16 protein-coding genes and 1 tRNA gene are annotated in these 20,363 nt (G+C 41.5%); 13 read left to right on the forward strand and 4 right to left on the reverse strand.

What is annotated here, in order from left to right; genetic code table 11:
* Positions 1–38: 38 nt before the first annotated feature.
* Positions 39–1,379 carry a T9SS type A sorting domain-containing protein gene (locus PDL71_RS03440; protein ID WP_407525369.1) on the reverse strand — a complete coding sequence of 447 codons (1,341 nt, stop codon included), beginning with the start codon at positions 1,377–1,379 and terminating at the stop codon, positions 39–41.
* 318 nt (positions 1,380–1,697) lie between these two features.
* Here PDL71_RS03440 and PDL71_RS03445 point away from each other — a divergent pair, with 318 nt between their 5' ends.
* Positions 1,698–2,426 carry a polysaccharide deacetylase family protein gene (locus tag PDL71_RS03445; RefSeq protein WP_407525372.1) on the forward strand — a complete coding sequence of 243 codons (729 nt, stop codon included), beginning with the start codon at positions 1,698–1,700 and terminating at the stop codon, positions 2,424–2,426.
* Positions 2,427–2,502: 76 nt separating this feature from the next.
* Here PDL71_RS03445 and PDL71_RS03450 read toward each other — a convergent pair whose 3' ends face one another.
* Positions 2,503–3,099 carry a PsbP-related protein gene (locus PDL71_RS03450; protein WP_407525375.1) on the reverse strand — a complete coding sequence of 199 codons (597 nt, stop codon included), beginning with the start codon at positions 3,097–3,099 and terminating at the stop codon, positions 2,503–2,505.
* Positions 3,100–3,408: 309 nt separating this feature from the next.
* On the opposite strand from PDL71_RS03450, the gene PDL71_RS03455 reads away from it, so the two are divergent.
* Together PDL71_RS03455 and PDL71_RS03460 are read left to right on the forward strand one after the other, a co-directional pair.
* Positions 3,409–4,806: an MATE family efflux transporter gene (locus PDL71_RS03455; protein ID WP_407525378.1), complete on the forward strand. Its 1,398-nt coding sequence runs from the start codon at positions 3,409–3,411 to the stop codon at positions 4,804–4,806.
* Between the two features lie 228 nt (positions 4,807–5,034).
* A complete protein-coding gene (locus PDL71_RS03460; protein ID WP_407525381.1) occupies positions 5,035–9,684 on the forward strand; it encodes a fibronectin type III domain-containing protein in 4,650 nt (1,549 codons plus the stop codon).
* Between the two features lie 52 nt (positions 9,685–9,736).
* Here the strand turns inward: PDL71_RS03460 and PDL71_RS03465 are convergent.
* Positions 9,737–9,808 (reverse strand) — tRNA-Arg (locus PDL71_RS03465).
* 97 nt (positions 9,809–9,905) lie between these two features.
* Between PDL71_RS03465 and PDL71_RS03470 the strand changes: the two genes are divergently transcribed.
* On the forward strand, positions 9,906–10,565 hold the full coding sequence (locus PDL71_RS03470; RefSeq protein ID WP_407525384.1) for a tetratricopeptide repeat protein: 660 nt from the start codon (positions 9,906–9,908) through the stop codon (positions 10,563–10,565).
* A 216-nt stretch (positions 10,566–10,781) separates the two neighbouring features.
* Here the strand turns inward: PDL71_RS03470 and PDL71_RS03475 are convergent, their stop codons facing one another.
* Positions 10,782–11,255, reverse strand: coding sequence for an SRPBCC family protein (locus tag PDL71_RS03475; RefSeq protein ID WP_407525387.1), 474 nt, complete (start codon positions 11,253–11,255; stop codon positions 10,782–10,784).
* 69 nt (positions 11,256–11,324) lie between these two features.
* Here PDL71_RS03475 and PDL71_RS03480 point away from each other — a divergent pair, with 69 nt between their 5' ends.
* From PDL71_RS03480 to PDL71_RS03520, 9 genes are all read left to right on the forward strand, one after another.
* A complete protein-coding gene (locus tag PDL71_RS03480) occupies positions 11,325–14,477 on the forward strand; it encodes an ATP-dependent helicase (protein WP_407525389.1) in 3,153 nt (1,050 codons plus the stop codon).
* An 87-nt stretch (positions 14,478–14,564) separates the two neighbouring features.
* A complete protein-coding gene (locus PDL71_RS03485; protein ID WP_407525392.1) occupies positions 14,565–15,986 on the forward strand; it encodes an Ig-like domain-containing protein in 1,422 nt (473 codons plus the stop codon).
* 32 nt (positions 15,987–16,018) lie between these two features.
* Positions 16,019–16,639 carry a recombination mediator RecR gene (recR, locus tag PDL71_RS03490; RefSeq protein ID WP_407525395.1) on the forward strand — a complete coding sequence of 207 codons (621 nt, stop codon included), beginning with the start codon at positions 16,019–16,021 and terminating at the stop codon, positions 16,637–16,639.
* A gap of 132 nt (positions 16,640–16,771) precedes the next feature.
* Positions 16,772–17,182, forward strand: a complete 411-nt coding sequence (locus PDL71_RS03495) for an OB-fold protein (RefSeq protein ID WP_407525398.1) — start codon at positions 16,772–16,774, stop codon at positions 17,180–17,182.
* Between the two features lie 5 nt (positions 17,183–17,187).
* Positions 17,188–17,889 carry a c-type cytochrome domain-containing protein gene (locus tag PDL71_RS03500; protein WP_407525401.1) on the forward strand — a complete coding sequence of 234 codons (702 nt, stop codon included), beginning with the start codon at positions 17,188–17,190 and terminating at the stop codon, positions 17,887–17,889.
* Between the two features lie 4 nt (positions 17,890–17,893).
* Positions 17,894–18,256, forward strand: coding sequence for a c-type cytochrome (locus PDL71_RS03505; RefSeq protein WP_407525403.1), 363 nt, complete (start codon positions 17,894–17,896; stop codon positions 18,254–18,256).
* A gap of 28 nt (positions 18,257–18,284) precedes the next feature.
* On the forward strand, positions 18,285–18,842 hold the full coding sequence (locus PDL71_RS03510) for a YceI family protein (protein ID WP_407525406.1): 558 nt from the start codon (positions 18,285–18,287) through the stop codon (positions 18,840–18,842).
* A gap of 25 nt (positions 18,843–18,867) precedes the next feature.
* Complete coding sequence (locus tag PDL71_RS03515; RefSeq protein ID WP_407525408.1) at positions 18,868–19,785, forward strand: DUF5777 family beta-barrel protein; 918 nt, start codon at positions 18,868–18,870, stop codon at positions 19,783–19,785.
* 31 nt (positions 19,786–19,816) lie between these two features.
* Complete coding sequence (locus tag PDL71_RS03520; protein ID WP_407525411.1) at positions 19,817–20,362, forward strand: YceI family protein; 546 nt, start codon at positions 19,817–19,819, stop codon at positions 20,360–20,362.
* The last annotated feature ends 1 nt before the right edge of the window (position 20,363 follow it).

The raw sequence follows: 20,363 nt of genomic DNA on the forward strand, positions 1-20,363 counted from the left end.
TTGATTTGCTCAACACCTTTTTTATTTCAAACAACGTTTTATTGCTTTACAAATTTGCTCGCTGTTTTTTCAGTACCATCTATAATGGTTACTAAATACACTGCTTTTTGTAAACCGCCAATGTTCAGAACCGTTGCATTGATACCCGCTTCGGCCAGGTAGCTTAAGTTACTCACTTGCTTACCTGAAATATCTGAAATTGTAATAGTTACCCTTGACCGTTTTTTGCTGCTAAATTCTACCTGCAATTCGTTAGCGGAGCGTTGATATACTTTACTCATCCTGATATTTTCAACGGTTCTTACCGCTGTTGGAAAATCTGATGGCGCAAATGCAATCCCTTTAAAAAAAGTATTGGCTGGCGCAGTAGCTATTGAAGAAAAAGCAGCCGTTATGTTGGCATTATACCCCGTGGCATCAGTAACTTTTGAAATACCGGAGTTTGTGCTAACATATAGTGTAACACTGTTACCTGCTACAGAAGCCGTCATACCTCTTGGATTATCAATACCAATAGCATTGTTTTTAATCCATGTGCCGCCTACTAAAGAATATTTACTTAACGTATTGGCAGTGGCGCCGCCAAAGGCATTGCCATCTAAAAAATAAATTACATCAGGCCCGGCAACACCTGCATCAAGGTCAGCCATAAAAAAACCTGTGGGAATGGGACTATTATTAGTTGGCAAGCCGGGCAGGTTGCTGAGAGCAGCAGTAGTAACAGGAAATCCGCTGCCTACAGATGCCAATGAAATGTTTCCCCAATCGGCGGTTACGAATAATTGGTTGTTATATGCGCCTAATACTCTAAAACCAACAAAAGTGGCCCCTGCATTAATAAGCGTAGAGCTGGTTGCACCAAATGTAAGGTAACGGATGCCTCCCGTACCATCATTATTAATATTGGTACCACATACCCAAATATTGGTTCCGTTGGTACTGTAAGCAGCTTCAATGGATTCACCATTATACGCTCCGGTTGAAGTAGTGGTATTGATGGTGCCGTTCTTATCAATCCTTGCCACAATGCGTGGAGCAATAGAAGGTGTAAATGAAGTTAATGGTTGAGAAAATTCATCCACATCAAAACCGGGAAGCAATAAGTACCTGTTATCGCCGGAAAGTGTTATTTGCCCGCCATAAATACCATTATTCAGCATGAATTTTCTGTTGCCGCCGCTTGCAGTTACAGGCATGGCAATGGTTTGTACCAGCGTGCCGGAAGTTGTGTATTCATCTAAAAAGCAACGGGCAGCAGCGCCACCATTATAAACAGTGCCATTTCCAAGCCGAACTACTACTAAATTACCGGATGTAAACTGTGCGTTTAAGAAACCAACCAGGAAAAAGGAAGCAAAGAACAAATGAAATTTTCTCATGTTTTTATGGGCTAAAATTTAAAGGAATGCAAATATAGGTACATGCACAAAAGACCTGTTCAGATTCTTGAAATCATAACTGATTACCTGTAATGTTCGTTTACAAATTCTTTAACCAAACAAATTTGCAAACCGCTTTTGGTTGCTGCTATCTTCATATTCAAAATCAAACATTAATATGAACCCCAGCAATGCATCGTCAGCCGACGATGAGGGCGAGCCTGAAAGAACTGCCCTGTATTTTGACTCCACCATTTTTTTATCATTTTTTTCTTTGCTTGTCACCCGCCGCTCAATCCTGAAGAGGAGCGCAAGCAAATGAAACTGTTGTTGCCGGATTCAACAACAGCCAAGAAACCGGTACAAAAACCAGCCAGGAAAAAAACCATCTACATCACTTTTGATGACGGTCCTAATAAAGGAACATCATCTGTGCTTCGTGTAGTACAGGAAGAGCAGATGCCCGTAAGTTTCTTTGTAGTGGGCGAGCATGTATATGGCAGTAAATGGCAGCAACAGCAATGGGATAGTTTGCAGCAATGCCCATACGCAGAAATTTATAACCACAGCTACACGCATGCACAACACAACCGTTTTGCCGTTTTTTACAAAAGCGACAGCACTGTAGTTGCAGACTTTAAACGATGCCAGGATTCCCTGCAGCTTACTACAACTATTGCAAGAACACCGGGGAGAAACATCTGGCGCACTCTAATGATTACAGCAACGGATATAGCTCAAAGCAAAACAGCAGCCGATTCACTGTATGCAAAAGGCTTTACCATAGTAGGCTGGGATGCAGAGTGGTTTTATACAGGCGATTCTTTAAAGTTAAAACAAAGCGGTGAGGAAATGTTTCAGCAAATAGACAGTATGCTTACGCATCAAAAAACAAAAACACCCGGTCATATTGTTCTGCTCACGCATGATCAGAGTTTTGCAGACTCAGTTGATGCTGCACAACTCCAGCGCTTTATGCGTCTTGTAAAAGAAAAATCCGAATATGGTGTTGAATTTGTAAGTCGTTACCCCGGTTTAAAACAGTAGTATTAAAACAGGAGTGACGTTAAAAAGCAAAGCCCGTCTTTCAAAACGGGCTTTGAATATCTTTTAAAACAGCTGCTTAATACTTAAACGAATTGAAAATTTTGTTAGCTGTAGTTTCAAATGCATCCCTTTCATCTACCTTGGATACATACGTAAGAATATAGGCTTTGCTGTTTGCTACTACAAAGAGTTGTTTCACCTGCATTTCGTAAGCCATCTCACCATATTTGCCTTTGTAAATGATTTCGTAAGCACGGGAGCCATTCCGGTTAAAATACATAGACGAAACCTCCCTGTAATTTTTCATCAGCTTTTTAATTTCACCCAAACTTGCATTTACATAATCTTCAATTGTGGAACTGTAGGATTCAATCTGCAGGTTTACATTCTGTCTGAAATCATCTTCATCTTTCTCTAAAGGTGAAGTGATTTTGATAACAGCACTTTCAGGAGCGTTATTAAACACCCAGTTCGTTGGATAGCCAATTGTAAAACGTCCCTGCGGATCAGCATATTTGGTTAACTCTGTGCTGGTGGTTGTCGTGTTGCTGGTAGTTGTTGTATTTGGTTTGGGGTTGTTACCGGGGGCAGGGTCATTTACAGGAATCCTTGCCTGGCTGCTGCCGGCCAAACTAATCAATACAAGTGATAGGGTAATAACGAGCTGCTTCATAATATTTAGTTTCACTTACTATGTCGGGTATCATAAGGCAATGGTTGCAAAGAAACATTGCCCGGCTTAATTGCTGCTTAAAAGTACAAACTTGTTGCACATAAATACAATGATTCCGCAAAAAATACCGCCCTGCACGGATTTACTCCGTTGGTAAAGAACCACATTTTTGAGTTGGGAAGGATTCCCTTAGTTTTGCCCTCTCATTTCTACGAATATGAAGCTCTGATTCGTCTTTAAGAAAGACACACTCCCATTAACGGCACATTTGCCAATCTCTATTTATTTTTTAATCTTTATTTTTTATCAATGACGAATCAAAACAACCTGTCAAGGCTTTCCTATATTATTCAAACAATCAAACAATCACTCCGTGGTGAGGCTTTTGATTACACCGAAGGCAGTCTGCGTAAAGCGGTTTTTCTGCTGGCCGTACCCATGATTTTAGAACTGAGTTTAGAAAGTGTATTTGCGGTAGTGGATATGTTTTTTGTGGGCAAACTGGGTAAGAACGCCATTCAAACGGTGGGGCTTACTGAATCTGTTATCACTATTATTTATTCAGTTGCCATCGGCTTAAGTACAGCAGCAACAGCAATTGTAGCAAGAAGAATCGGTGAAAAAAATCCTGAGGCGGCAGCTCATTCAGGTGCACAATCCATCATGCTTGCTTTTTTCATCACTGTTCTGCTAAGTATAGCCGGTATTATTTACGCTGCTGAAATTCTGGAAATCATGGGAGCTGCTCCTGATGTGGTGAAAGAAGGCGTTGTGTTTACACGGATTATGCTGGGCGGCAGTGCGGCCATTATGTTCCTGTTTTTAATTAACGGCATCTTCCGTGGGGCAGGTGATGCTGCTATGGCCATGAAAAGTTTATGGATCGCCAGTGGAATCAATATTCTTTTGTGCCCTTTGCTCATTCATTTTTTTGGTTTGAAGGGAGCTGCCATTGCTACGGTATTGGGCAGAAGCAGCGGGGTATTGTATCAGTGTTATCATCTGTTCAAAGGAAGTGGTGTACTTCGTTTCAGGGCTTCGCATTTTGGATGGGATAAGGAAGTAATGACAGCTCTCATCAAAATTGCATCGCCTGCAACCATACAATTCATCATTGCCAGTGGTAGTTGGATTGTGCTGGCCCGACTTGTAGCGGAAACAGGTGGTACAGATGCCAGTGCCGGTTACCAGGTAGCCATCCGTAACGTAGTGTTTTTTATTTTACCTGCCTGGGGCCTGAGTAATGCGGCTGCTACATTAGTAGGGCAGAATCTTGGAGCCGGCAAACCGGAACGTGCTGCCAACAGTGTTATGCTAACGGCTAAGTACAACGCCCTTTTTATGTGTGGTGTTATGTTCCTGTTCCTGTTTTTCAGCCGGCCCATTATTCAGTTGTTTACAACGGAACCAGAGGTAGTGGCTTATGGAGCACTTTCCTTGCAGATTATAGGCAGCGCTTACATCTTTTACGGTATTGGTATGGTAATGACCCAGGCGCTCAATGGTGCCGGTGATACCAAAACACCTACTTATATCAGTTTTGTTTGTTTCTGGTTGTTCCAGATTCCGCTGGCTTATTTTTTGGCCAAAGGTTTAAACTGGAAAGCTACCGGAGCCTTTGTAGCGATACCCATTGCCGAAACGCTTATTGCAATTGTAGCGTTCTACTTTTTTAAACGGGGCAAATGGAAGCAGGTGAAAGTGTAAGGGACTTTGTGCAATTTGATAACGTCAATTTATTCCTGATGAAGCGGGCAATTCTTGATTAGTTTATTTCAAAATAGTTTATAAGACTCTTTAAGTATTTACGGGTGTCATTGGTTTTCATCTGAGCTCATAAAAAATTACTTAGTATTATTCCCATAGATGAATTAGCAGGAATAGTTTATATTCCATTGAATTTACATTCTATTGTTCAACCATCAAAAGAGCATTATGAGAAAACTACTGTTTTTGTGCCTCTTATTGGCACCACTTTGTTATACCCATGCCCAATTTTCAGTAAACGCACTACGTACCAGCCTTACAATGTCTGTTGACGGAAACCTGAGTGAGGCTGCGTGGCAAAACTTTACAAATGTTTCCAAAACAATCGTAGGTACACCTAATAATACAGGCACTTCCTTTGCCGTTACATGGAACAGCACCTACCTGTTTGTAGGAATGCGTGTTACAGACGGCAATTTGTTTAACGAGTCAACAAATGCCTGGGATGATGATGCATTTGAAATTTATATTGATGCAGAAAACAACGGCGGTACAGCTTACGGCACCAATGACCGGCAGTTTGTAAAAGAGTGGAACAGTACTACTATTTGGGAAAAAAATAACCGCACTACAGGTGTATTGCATGCGTGGGCCGCAATTACCGGAGGTTATACATTAGAAGTGGCTATACCCTGGAGCAATTTTGGTATCACAGCGCCTGCAGCTGGATTAACCATAGGCTTTGATATTGCAAATGATGATGATGATAACGGTGCTGCTCGTGAAAGTCAGCTTATGTGGTCGGGTGATAATGATAACTGGCGTTATCCCAGAAATTTTGGGGATCTTGTGTTACAGGATGTGCCGGATACACAGGCGCCATCGGCACCAACTAATTTAAGTGTTGCCAATCTTGCTCAAAGTTCATTAACACTTAACTGGACGGCTTCAACTGATAATATAGCGGTTACAGGATATGATGTATACCGAAACGGAGTAAAAATTAATACAGCACCCGTTACAGCAACAACGTTTAATGTAACAGGGTTATCCGCAGCAACAGCTTACCAGTTTTATGTTAATGCAAGAGATGCGGCAGGGAATACATCATCAAATAGCAATACAGTTAACGTTACTACACCTGATACACAGGCGCCAACTGCACCATCAGGTTTAACTGCTTCTAATATTGCCCAATCGTCTTTAACACTTACCTGGTCTGCAGCAACGGATAATGTGGCTGTTACCGGTTATGATGTATATCAAAACGGGGTGAAAATAAATGCAGGCCCTGTACCACTTACGACATTTAATGTAACGGGACTTACCGCTTCTACCGCTTACCAGTTTTATATAACTGCAGGAGATGCAGCAGGTAATACATCTGTTAACAGTGGTGCGATTAATGTAACCACCGCTTCAATACCCGATACAGAGCCGCCAACTGCCCCATCTGATCTCAATGCTTCTGTTGTAACACAATCATCTTTAACGCTTAACTGGACGGCCTCCACTGATAACGTAGGAGTAACAGGGTATGATGTTTATCAAAACAGTATTAAGATCAATACTTCGCCGGTAACAACCACGTCCTTTAATGTAACAGGGTTAGCAGCAGTTACAACATACAGTTATTTTGTACAGGCAAGGGACGCTGCAGGTAATACTTCAGCACCCGGAAACAATCTTATTGTTACGACGCCCGATACACAATCACCAACGGCACCTGCAGGTTTAACTTCTTCAAATATAACTGCAAGCTCTGTTACCCTCAACTGGTCAGCTGCCACAGACAATGTTAGTGTAACGGGATATGACGTATATCAAAACGGAATAAAAATAAATCCACTGCCTGTTGCGCAGACTACATTTAATGTTACCGGTCTTATAACTGCCACTTCCTACAGTTTTTATGTAAGGGCGCTGGATGGTGCCGGTAATATATCTGCCAACAGCAATACCATAAATATTACAACCTTAGATAATATCATTCCATCCGCACCTGCAAATCTTAATGCGACCAATGTAGCGTCCACTTCATTGACATTGAATTGGACAGCGGCAACAGATAATGTGGCCGTTACAGGGTATGATGTATATCAAAACGGAACAAAACTTAACAGTTCTCCTGTTGCTTCAACAACATATAACGTTACAGGATTAACCGCCTCAACTGCGTACCAGTTTTATGTGAATGCAAGAGATGCAGCAACTAATATATCGCCTAACAGTAATTTACTGAACGTAACTACTCCAGCAGCCCCTGTTGCTTGCAGCGGCACGGGAAGCATTAATTTTCAGCGATGGAATAATGTAACAGGTTCTACTGTTGCCAGTTTAACTTCAGTTGCCGGCTATCCCAATAATCCCAGCACTTCCGGAGCTTTTACATCTTTTGAAATTCCTACTAATTCCGGTAATAACTACGGCATGCGGGTATGGGGCTATATCTGTCCGCCGGTAACCGGATCCTATACTTTTTGGATAGCTGCAGATGATAATGCAGAACTATGGTTGAGCACAACTTCAAACTCTGCTAACAGGGTACGGATAGCCTTTCACACGGGCTTCACCAGCAGCAGGCAATGGAATAAATATGCCAGTCAAAAGTCAGTAGCCATCACACTTAACTCAGGGCAATTATATTTTATTGAGGCACTAATGAAAGAAAGTTCACAAGGGGATAATTTGGCAGTAGGTTGGGCAAGACCGGGGCAAAGCACAACAGCACCAAGTGAAGTAATACCAGGGGTACAGTTACGTACATCTTTGCCGGATACGCAATCACCAACAGCTCCTTCCAATCTTTCATCATCATCAATTACACAAAATTCATTTACGCTAAACTGGACAGCTTCAACTGATAATGTTGCTGTAACCGGATACGATGTATTTCAAAATGGTATAAAAATCAATGCAGTAAATATCACAGGTACTTCTTTTAATGTATCCGGATTAACCGCAGCTACAGCTTACAGCTATTATGTTGTAGCACGAGATGCAGCAGGTAATCTTTCACCTAACAGCAGTATACTCAATGTTACTACGGCTGCCCCTGACACACAGGCTCCTTCAATACCAACGAATCTTGTTGCTTCCAACATCGGGCTTACAACATTTATTCTTACCTGGACTGCATCAACAGATAATACCGGCGTAACAGGGTATGATGTATATCAGAATGGTGTAAAAATCAATACATCAGTTATTGCAGTTGCTTCATTTACCATTAACAGTCTAACGCCCGGCACCACTTATGCCTTTTCAGTAAAGGCAAGAGACGCAGCTAATAATGAAAGCGATTTCAGTAATGTATTAAATGTTACAACAGCATTACCCGTTGCCGGAACAGAAACCTTTACCATGCGTACCATTCTTTCAAATCAGCGAATGCCACATGATTTAGTGTACGGCCCGGATAACAATATCTGGTTTATTGAACGTTTTGCAGGAACTGTAAGTTTTGTTAACCCTGTAACAAGAGCAGAAACAGTGGTACTTACACTTGGAGCAGCAATGGCACGCACGGGCGGTCAGGATGGGTTGTTTGGTCTTGCACTGCATCCGCAATTTAACGGTGGCAAGCCCTTTGTTTATATCGCTTACACTTATCAATCTACAAGTGCTACAGTGCGCAAAACAAGAATAGTAAGATATACCTATAACTCATCAACACAGCAATTAGGCGAACCTGTTACCATTCTTGAAAATATTCCCGGCAGCAACGATCATAATTCCGGAAGATTGGCAATTGGCCCTGACCTGAAGTTGTATTACACAGTTGGTGATATGGGAGCAGGACAGTTTGATAACCTCAGCAGAACAAATTTCTCACAGGATCTGAACGTACTTGAAGGAAAAATCCTTCGGTTAAATACTGAATTAACAGATGGCACTTGGATACCTGCAGATAATCCTTTTGCCAATGCCGGCCAACCTACACCTGTTTATACGTTTGGCCATCGTAATCCGCAGGGATTGGTATGGGGTAACGTAAACGGCACAAATATTCTGTACAGCACTGAACACGGACCTTACAGCGATGATGAAGTAAATGTTATAGAAAGCGGGCGTAACTACGGATGGCCCAATGTGATTGGTTTTTGTGATAACAATTACAACGGCAGAACCACGGGCGGATTTACAATTGTAAATGAACAAAACAATTGTGCCGCTCTTAATGCCAAAGAACCAATCCGCTCACTATTTCCTGTTGCAATTCCTCCTGCAGAAGGAACCAATAACAGCACATGGCCATCTACAGCGCCATCCGGCACTGAATTTTACGGCAGCACGGCCATACCCGGCTGGCAAAACTCACTTTTAATTGCTCAGTTAAAACGTGGTGCTGTTACAAGGTTAAAGCTGAGTAATGACGGACAAAACATTATTTCAGACACCATTCATTATTTCAAAGGTTTAGGAAGATTCAGGGATGTTATTGTATCGTCAGATGGTTTAAAAATCTATGTAGCCTGTGATTCAAGCGGCTCCACCTCCGGTCCTACAGGCGGGGTAACATCAACTCCTGCGAATCCCGGAAGTATTTTAGAGTTCACCTATCAGCCACCGGTGGGAGGAAGAATGAATCAGCACATAATAACAATAACCGAGATACCGGAAGAAAAGAAAGACAGAAGTGTTGAAGTGTACCCTAATCCTGCTACAGGTTATTTTGTGATCTATAATTATAATCCTGAAGCGGGAAGAACAGCAGAATTAATTGACCTGAACGGGCGTGTTGTAAAACGTATCATTACAAACGGAACAGCCACAAGAGTAGATACAAAAGGCCTGCTGAATGGTTTGTATATTTTACGGGTAACGGATATTTCCGGAAAGCAGATAAGTGTTGAGAAACTGCTGATACAGCAGTGATAACAGACTTAGAAAAGAAGAGGCTGTCCTATAAGACAGCCTCTTCTTTTAGTAGCCCCGACAGGAATCGAACCTGTATCTAAAGTTTAGGAAACTTCTATTCTATCCATTGAACTACAGGGCCAAAAACGATTTAAGGAGGGCAAAAATAGCACAAATCGCCTATTGATAATCTTTAATCTCTCCTCAAACCCTACCTTTGCTGCCCAAGAAAAATTGATATGAAACTCTTTAATGTATACATCCGCTACAGGCTTTATATCGGCATTCTTTTTTTAGTTGCCGCAGGTATTGTTCATTATTTCACAGGCTTCTGGCCTTCTTTTATCATATACCTGGTGGCGGTGGTGAGCATTTTCAGTCATTTCTTTTTCGGGCCGCTCCGTTTGATCCAGGAGTACATGGAAAACGGCGACCTCGAAGGCGCTGAAAAAATCCTCAACCAGGTGCAATTTCCCGGCTTGCTTTTCAAGCCTATCCGCTCCGTGTACTTTACATTAAAGGGCAATATTGCCATGATGAAGCAGGATTATGATGGCGCTGAAAAAATGATGAAGAAAGGAATTGATCTTGGCTCCGGTTCGTCCCTCATGCAGGGTGCAGAAGGTGCCAGTCTGCTGCAGATGGGCATGCTGGCCATGCAGAAAAATGATCTTAAGCAGGCAGAAAGCTATATCCGCCAGGCCATCCGCAAAGGCTTGCCCGATAAAGAAAACCAGGCAGCCGCTTTTTTACAGATGTGCAGCATTATGATGAATAAAAGAGAATTCAGGGCGGCCAAAGATTTCTTCCGCAAGGCTAAAGCATTAAAGCCTACGACTCCTCAGATTGCTGACCAGATAAAACAGATGGAAAAGTACATCAGCCGGATGCCGGGATAAAAAAAAGAGGGCGAAAGTGTTCTTGCAGATAGGTTAACATTTCGCCCCCGGGTAATTTTCAGATTCTCAGATACGATTCAGAAGAAAGTTAACAACGGCTGTAACCTGATGACATTCCAAAAATACCAAGGGCCTGTGGTACAAAAAATACCACTTTGCGGGTACTGGGCCTGTTTTCATGTTAAAAAATTATAAACACAGACCGCTTTTGTTGAATCATCCACCCCATTTGCCGAACAATTTTTCAACTGCTGCAAACCGAAACTGAAAAATCTGTTCTAATTGCTGTTTTACAAAAACACTGTTGGCAATATCTCCTAAAAACCAGAACGGGATTTTATAATGCACAATATCTGTCATCTCTACACCTCCTTCAATCGCTTTGAAATGATGTTGATGATGCCATAAAGTATAAGGGCCGAAGCGTTGTTCATCCACAAAAAATTTGTTCTCTTCTACATGTGTAATCTCCGTCATCCAGTACACACGAAAACCGGGTAACGGACTTACTTTATATTCAATAATCTGCCCGGGATACATACGCTCTCCATGATGTTGTGAAATCACTTTGAACTTCATATGCTCGGGGGTGATGGCTGCAAGATTAGCAGGATTGCTGAAAAAATCCCATGCGCTTTCCATTGATACGGGAATGTTCTGAACCGTTTTTAAACTGTAAACTTTTGACATGGCATTATTACAATTTATGAGTTGAATTGTTGCAATCATTTTCTGCAGTCAGAAGATTAACTTTGAACTATGTCATTGAACAAAGAAAAACTGGAGAAAAAATTCAGCGAAGAATATCAAAAGTTAAACGAGCGCCAACGCCTGGCTGTTGATACCATTGAGGGACCTGTGATGGTGATTGCCGGCCCCGGTACCGGCAAAACACAAATCCTGGCGAGTCGTATCGGTAAAATTTTGCTGGATACCGATGCACTGCCTGAAAATATTCTGTGCCTGACCTATACAGATGCAGGTGTGGTGGCCATGCGCAAACGCCTGCTTGGATTTATTGGTCCGGATGCGTATAAAGTAAACATCTGCACCTTTCATGCTTTTTGCAATGATGTAATCCAGGAAAATTTATCATTGTTTGAAAAAACAGCCTTAGATCCTGTTTCTGACCTGGAGCGGATTGAACTCTTTAAAGAACTTATTGACCAGTTGCCCAAAAATCACCCGCTCAAGCGCTACCGTGGGGATGTGTATTTTGAAATCAACAACCTGCAGCATCTCTTCAGCAATATGAAAAAAGAAGGATGGACACCACAATACATTCATCAGAAAATTGATGAATACATTGCTGATCTTCCTTTAAGAGATGAGTTTATCTATCAACGTAAATTCAAAGAGTTTAAACAAGGTGATTTAAAGAAGGATAAAATTGAAGAAGAAACAGAGCGGATGGAGAAACTGCGTGCTGCTGTTGATCTGTTTGAACCTTTCCAGCAAATGATGCGCCGCCGCAACCGTTATGATTTTGATGATATGATCAACTGGGTCATCAAAGCATTTGAAGAAAACAGGCTGTTGCTTTCCCGTTACCAGGAGCAATTTTTATACGTGCTGGTTGATGAATACCAGGATACCAGTGGCACACAAAACCGGATTGTGGAATTGCTCATCAGCTATTGGCAGCAGCCCAACGTATTTGTAGTGGGCGATGACGATCAGAGTATTTACCGTTTCCAGGGTGCTAATGTGGAGAACATGAAACATTTTGCAGATAGTTACAGCAACGATCTGCTCACGGTGGTGCTTACCAATAACTACCGTTCTGTACAACCGATACTTGATGTTTCCAAAACGCTCATCAACCGAAACGAAGAACGACTGGTTAAGAAAATCCCCAACCTCAGTAAAGAGCTCATTGCTTCCAGGGAGCATTTAAAAAATCTGCATCATCAGCCCCGTATCAAAATATATGAAACGCAGCGGCAGGAAATGATTGACATTACGCTGCAGATACAACAATTGCTGCAGCAGGGAACACCTCCCGGAAAAATTGCTGTCATCTATAAAGAAAACAAATATGGCGAGGAACTCACCGCTTACTTCAAACAATTAGCCATACCGGTGTACAGCAAACGCAACCTGAATGTGTTTGAATTGCCACTCGCACAGAAAATGATTTTGCTGCTCCGGTATCTTGCTGCAGAATTAGATGCGCCTTATGGCGGTGATGAAATGTTGTTTGAATTACTGCATACGGATTGGTTTGGTATTCCACCAGTTGAAATTGCCAAGCTTACGGTACAGGTATCACAAACAAAATTTGCTGACGGCCCTGCTTCTTTACGCAGGTTACTGGTGGAAAAAAGTAAAGAACAACCGAAAGATTTATTTTCAACAGCACTGCATCCCGGTTTAAGCAAAGCAGCAATCATTACAGAGCAGTTGCTTACAGATGCCTCCAGCAATACCTTGCAGCATTTAATTGAAAGCATCATCCGTAAAACAGGATTACTGCAACATATTATGCAGGCAACGGATAAACACTGGCAGTTACAGATTCTAACAGCATTTTTTGATTTTGTGAAAGAAGAAACACGCCGCAATCCTCTTTTATCCCTGCAGCAGCTGGTGGGTATTATCGACCTGATGGAGAAAGAAGATATTGCTTTGCCATTGGTACAGGTGAGTGGAAGTGATAAAGGGGTGAACCTGCTTACAGCACATGGTTCCAAAGGACTGGAATTTGAATATGTGTTTTTTGCAGGGTGCAATGCCGGTTTTTGGGAAAAGAAACGGAAACCGGGTGGTGGTTATAAGTTGCCTGATACCATGTTTGTAACACAAACAAAGCAATCAGATGAAGAAGAACTGCGTCGTTTGTTTTATGTAGCACTTACAAGAGCGGAGCAGCACCTGTTCATCAGCTACAGTAAGTTTAAAAACGATGGTAAAGAACTGGAGCCGTCCATGTTTCTTGCTGAAATACAGGAAGTGCATGAGTTGAAAGAAGAAACAGTTCTTTTAAGTGCAGAAGCATTAACTGCCTTTGCAGCCATGCAGTTTGGTGAAGCGGCAGCTCCTGAAATTGATAAGATAGAAGAAGAGTTCATTGGTGCATTGCTGGACAAGTTTACCATGAATGTTACAGCACTGAACAACTACCTTGATTGTCCGCTTGGTTTTTATTTTAAGAACCTCATACGCATACCATCACCAAAAAATGAAGCAACGGAGTTTGGTAGTGCCGTGCATTATGCATTGGAACAGTTATTCAGAAAAATGCAGGAGAGTGGTAAAGAAACTTTTCCTTCCAAAGAAGAGTTCATCAGCGATTTTGTTTGGTACATGCAGCGCCACCGGGAGAGTTTTACAAAAGAACAGTATAACCGCCGAATGGAATACGGGCAGGAAGTGTTGAGTAATTATTACGATCATTCCATCAACTCATTTAATAAAATCGTAGCCATTGAACGCAACATCAGCAAAGTGCTGGTAAAAGGAGTGCCTTTAAAAGGTAAACTGGATAAACTTGAGTTTGACGGCAAAGCAGTTAATGTGGTTGATTATAAAACAGGTGATATTGACAAGGCCAAAGAAAAAATGAAAGGCCCGAGCGACAAAGAACCCAATGGCGGTGATTACTGGCGCCAGGCTGTTTTTTATAAAATACTCGTTGACAATTATGAACTCAAAGACTGGAAAGTAGTGAGTACCGAGTTTGATTTTGTAGAACCCAATAAAAAGAAGGAGTACAAAAAAGAAAAGATAGTGATTACGCCGGCCGATATTGAAACGGTTACACAACAAATCACTACGGTGTGGAGCAAAATTCAGAACCGGGAATTCTATATAGGTTGTGGTAAAGAAGATTGTCACTGGTGCAATTTTGTAAAAACCAATAATATGGCCATTTCATTGCATGAACTGGAAGAGGAGGAGACAGAATCCTGATAGGGGAAGTAACCCTTCTCAAATTCCTGTTAATCCTGCAGGGTATAAAAAATCAGGTTCGGGCAATTACTTTAAGTTTGCAGCCACATGTATCTACAAAGGTCTTTATCGTCTGTTATTTTCATCGTAGCCGGAGCTCTCTTTTTCTTAGGGGGTAATGGTTGTGCTAATATTGTGCCGCCGGGTGGTGGTCCCAGGGATAGTTTGCCGCCTGTAATGATAGGCGCTTTGCCAAAAGATTCGGCATTGAATGTAGCTGCGCCAAAAATCACCATCACGTTTGATGAATTTATTGAGCTGAAGAATGCGAATGAAAATATTCTCATTGCCCCGTATCCTGTAAAAATGCCGGTTACAGAATACAAGTTGAAAACAGTTACCATCCGTTTGAAAGATTCTTTGTTGCCCAATACTACGTATGTAATTGATTTTGGAAATGCAATTGCCGATCTGAATGAAAGTAATGTGCTTAAAAACTTCAAGTATGTTTTTTCTACCGGCAACCGTATTGATACCAATACGCTGAGCGGCCGCATTGTAAATGCTGAAAACGGCAAAACGGACAGTACCTTTTTTGCTTTACTGTATCGCAAACAGGAGGATTCAACTGTTGTAAAAGAAAAACCGGTTTATGTAACCCGTGTTAAGAGCAACGGAACCTTTCAATTCACCAACCTGCCCGAAGGACCCTTTTATGTGTATGCGCTGCAGGATGCAGATGGCGATAAAAAATACTCTCAATTATCAGAGACTTTTGCGTTCCTCGATTCATCGGTTGAAGTGGGTACAAAAACTTCATCCGTACAACTCTTTGCTTTTGCCGCCGAAAAAGAAAAGCCAAGAAGAGCTGCTGTGGCACCTGATAAACCCGGCACGGTAAAACGACTCACCTATACTTCCAATCTTGAAACGGGTGCACAGGAGTTAACTGACAGTCTTAAACTCACTTATCAAAAACCACTGAAGCCGGTTGACAGCACCAAACTGAACCTGTTTATTGATACAACCACACGCATCAGCAACGTAAAAATCATTAACGATACGGCCCGTCGCCAGCTAATTATTTATACCCCTTGGAAAGAAGGTGGCTCCTATCGCCTCATCCTGGAAAAGGAATATGCAACAGATACCAGCGGACTGGGTGCTTTAAAAAATGATACTATCAATTTCAGGGTAAAAACAGAAAAGGAATATGGTTCTATCCGCCTGCGGTTTAAAAACCTGGATCTTTCTAAAAATCCTGTTCTTCTGTTATATACCAATGATCAAATGGCCGGCGCTTATCCGTTAAAAGGAACAGAATGGCTGCAACGTTTGTACAAACCCGGTGAGTACCAGGTACGTATTTTATATGATGCCAATAAAAACGGCCGTTGGGATGCGGGTGATTACTTCATTAAACCAAGACGTCAGCCGGAACGGGTACAGGATCTCAATATTAAAATTACCATCAAGCCCAACTGGGATAATGAATCCAATATTGAAATTCCGGCGGCACAAACTCCCTGATAAAATAAACAGCAGCTTCGTACATTCGCCCTATGTCTTTTTCTTCTTCATTGCTGGAACAGAGTGTTAATGAGTTTGCCAAACTTCCGGGTATCGGTAAAAAAACGGCTTTGCGTTTAGTATTGCATTTGCTGAAACAGAGTAAAGAGGAGGTGAACCAGTTTACCGGAGCCGTGGCACATATGCGTAATGAAATTAAATTTTGCAGGGAATGCTTTAATGTGTCTGACAGTGATGTGTGCAATATCTGCAGCAATGTGAGCAGGAGCAAACGCATTATCTGTGTAGTGGAAAGCATTCGTGATGTAATTGCCATTGAAAGCACCCAGCAGTTCAGCGGAAGATATCATGTGCTGGGCGGCATTATTTCTCCGCTGGATGGAATAGGTCCTGATCAACTGAATATTCAACCCCTGCTCAGCCGTATTCAGAGAGATGAAGTGGAAGAACTCATCTTTGCATTGAACCCAAACATACAGGGCGACACCACTCTTTTTTACATTAACAAGCAGTTGAAAGATGCTTCCGTTAAAATTACCACTATTGCCCGTGGTATTGCTTTTGGCGGTGAGTTAGAGTATGCTGATGAAATGACATTGGCCCGCAGCATTCAAAACCGGCAGCCCGTCGGGAATTATATTGGTGCGAAATAGTATAAAAAGTTATTGACCGCCTTTCTGTTCAGTTTTCTGCCAACCCCATTCAGCAGTTATTTATTCCGGTTCAGCCAAACATACTGTCAGTAAGACAATGAAATTTTAAATTTGAAGTTCTTAATGTATGGCATGAAACGATTCAGGATTTTTTTGATTGTGGCAGTCATTCTTCTCATTGCAGCGGCACTCTATGTTTGGTTTTTTATCTGGAATAAGCCTCAGTTAAACGTAGCCGATGCTAAGGGTATAAAAGTAGAAGCGACAGCCCTGTTTAATGCCTATAGCTCCAATGAGCAATCAGCCAATACCAACTATCTCGAGAAAATACTGGAAGTATCCGGTGAGGTGACGAGTGTCACCCAAAACGCAGAGGGCTTTGCAGTAGTTTTGTTGAAATCAGATGATCCCATGTTTGGGATTAACTGTACACTGGAGCAGAAAAATGTAACTGTAAAAGAAGGTGATACGGTTATATTGAAAGGAATCTGCACCGGTTATTTAACAGATGTAGTGCTTATTCGCTGTTATAAATTAAATTGATCCCTATGCTGCGGAATATTGTTGCAAGTGTCCTGGTATTGGTTACCCTTTTATTTGCCTGCCGGCATGAGCCTGTTTTGGTGAATGGTGCTCCTCCGGATGTAACGCCACCACCACCGGGTGCAGCTACCATTTGTTTTCAAAGCAATGTGTTGCCCATTTTTGTTTCTAACTGTGCTAAAAGTGGTTGTCATGATGCAACTACTAGAGCCAAAGAAATACAGTTAGATAACTATACTGACATCATGCGTGGTATTAAGGCTAATAACCCTGGCGGAAGTAAGTACTGGGAAAAAATTATTGATAATGATCCGAAAGACCGAATGCCTCCCCTGCCTTACAAACCATTGTCAAACGACCAAAAGGATTCTATTTACAAATGGATTGTGCAAGGCGCTCTGAATACAACGAATTGCGGACTAGTTTGTGATACTATGCAGTTTTCTTACAGTATAACAATAAAAAGCATTTTAAAAAATAATGGGTGTATTTCCTGTCACGGAGAAATTGCACCTTTTGCCGGGTTAAACCTTACTGATTATGAAACAGTGAAAGGAATTGCTTTGAATGGAAGATTGTTAGGCTCCCTAATCCAGCAACAGCCCGGAGTATATAAACCCATGCCGCCGCTTCCACTCAAAAAAGTTTCTGATTGTAACATTCAACAGATTACAAAATGGAAAAACGCAGGCGCACTCAATAACTAATAGTATGAACATTAAAAATATTCTCAGCAGTTTGCTGGCAGTTTGCCTTATTTCATCATGTTATTATGATAAAGAGGATCTGTTATACGGAGCAAATAAATGTGATACATCCAATGTAAAGTTTAGTGTTCAGATTTCAGGAATTATCAACTCTAACTGCATTTCCTGCCATGGTGGTACAGCTGCAAGCGGAGGAGGTGTGAAACTGGGTACTTATGCTGATGTAAAAGTGTATGCAGATAATGGCTTATTGCTGAATGCCGTTTCACGCACTGTAAACCCGATGCCCAAGGGTGGTCCCCGCCTCAATGATTGCCGTATTGCGGAAATAAGAACATGGCTCCGGAACAATGCGCCCAATAATTAAACAACGTAAAAACATAAAACACAGAACTATGAAGTTTCTTTTTTCAGTCCTCCTTATCATTGTAAGTTCAGTTCAACTCCATGCCCAGGATATTCATCTTACCCGTAACGGAAAAATCACTTTCTTCTCACATACGAATGTGGAAGATATTGAAGCGGTTAATAACGAAGTAACAGCAACCATCAATAAAAAAACGGGAGCAGTGCAATATCTTGTACTCGTAAAAGGTTTCCAGTTTAAAAAAGCTGCCATGCAGCAACATTTCAACAGCGCCGACTATATGAATTCTGATGCATATCCTAAAGCTGATTTTAAAGGAACCATCAGGGATTTGAGTAAGATTGATTTTACAAAAGACGGCACTTATCCTGCTGTGGTAGATGGTAACTTAACCATTCATGGTGTTACCAATAAAGTAACAGCCCAGGGAACTGTAACTGTGAAAGCCGGTAAAATAAGTACGGCTGCTAAGTTTCCGGTTAAGCTGACTGATTATAAAGTAACAATTCCTGCTTTTTCAGCAGCGAAAGTTTCAGAAGTAGTGGAAGTAACTGTTGCCTGTTCCTATGAGCCGTATAAAAACTGATTGATCATTCATCAAAACAACTGTTATGACAAAACGTTGGTATGCTGCTGCTTTTTTTCTGCTTTTGGCTATAACTGCTAAAGCACAGGAAATTGACCTGGATAAAATGCTGGAAGAAGAACAGAAAAAAGAACAGAAAAATAAAGTACAGTTAACGGAAGCAACGTTCAAAACCACAAGGCTCATCCACGGGCATAGTATTGAAAATACTGCACCCGGAATCCTTGATTTAAAAATATCTCACCGTTTCGGTCAGCTTAACGGTGGTTTATATGAATTTTTCGGATTGGATAATGCCAGTATGCGCTGGGGTTTTGATTATGGTATAAGCCCCAAACTAACGGTAGGCTTTGGGCGAAGTACTTATCAGAAACAATACGATGCGTTCTTTAAATACAAATTACTGCGCCAGTCTACAGGAAAGGTGAATATGCCTGTGAGTTTGAGCTTAATGGCAACGGCCATGATTCAGACATTAAAGTGGCCGGATCCCAACCGTGAAAATTATTTCAGCTCCCGACTGTACTATGCTTATCAACTGCTGCTGGCACGCAAATTTTCTGAAAGCACTTCATTGCAACTGATGCCTACCATGGTGCATTATAACCTGGTGCCCAAAGCATCTGATCCCAATGATGTTATTGCCATTGGTATCGGCGGCCGGCAGAAAATCAGTAAAAGAGTGAGCATTAACATTGAATACTATTACCAGTTGCCCGATTATAAATTAGAAGGCACCACCAACTCCTTGTCTCTGGGTTTTGATATTGAAACAGGCGGGCATGTGTTTCAATTGCATTTTACCAATTCACCCGGTATGACGGAACGTGTGTTTGTATCAGAAACATTTGGCCGATGGGATAGAGGAGATATTTTGTTCGGATTTAATGTTTCCCGTGTATTTTCATTAAAAAAACGAAACAGGGTAGCAGCAAAACAATAATTGAAAATGCTGCAATAACACGGTATCATTCATGCAGATCATTCTTTTCATACTATCCCTCTGGAGTGTAAGTTCTCCGTTAACTCAGCCAAAAATTTATACTACCAATACAGGCACTATTCGTTTTCGTTCAGAGGCGCCCATGGAATTGATACATGCAGTAAGCAAAGAAGTAAAAGGAGCAGTGGATGTTGACAAGAAAACCTTTGCATTTCGCATTCGCATTAATTCCTTTGAAGGGTTTAACAGTCCGCTGCAACGGGAACATTTCAATGAGAACTATATGGAAACTCCGAAGTTTCCCGAAGCGCTGTTCAACGGTAAAATCATTGAGGATGTTGATCTTTCACAGACGGGAACTTATACCGTTCGTGCAAAAGGAATACTAACCATTCATGGTGTGTCCAAAGAAAGAATTATTAAAAGTGATGTAGAAGTAAAAAATGGCATGATGAAAATCAAATCCAACTTTACTGTTTTATTAAGCGATCACAATATTCCCATTCCGAGAGTAGTGAAAGAAAAACTTGCCAATGAAATTGTAGTGGAACTGCTGGCTGAGTTGAACCAGAAATAAC

Source organism: Lacibacter sp. MH-610, from assembly GCF_045780045.1.
GTDB lineage: Bacteria > Bacteroidota > Bacteroidia > Chitinophagales > Chitinophagaceae > Lacibacter.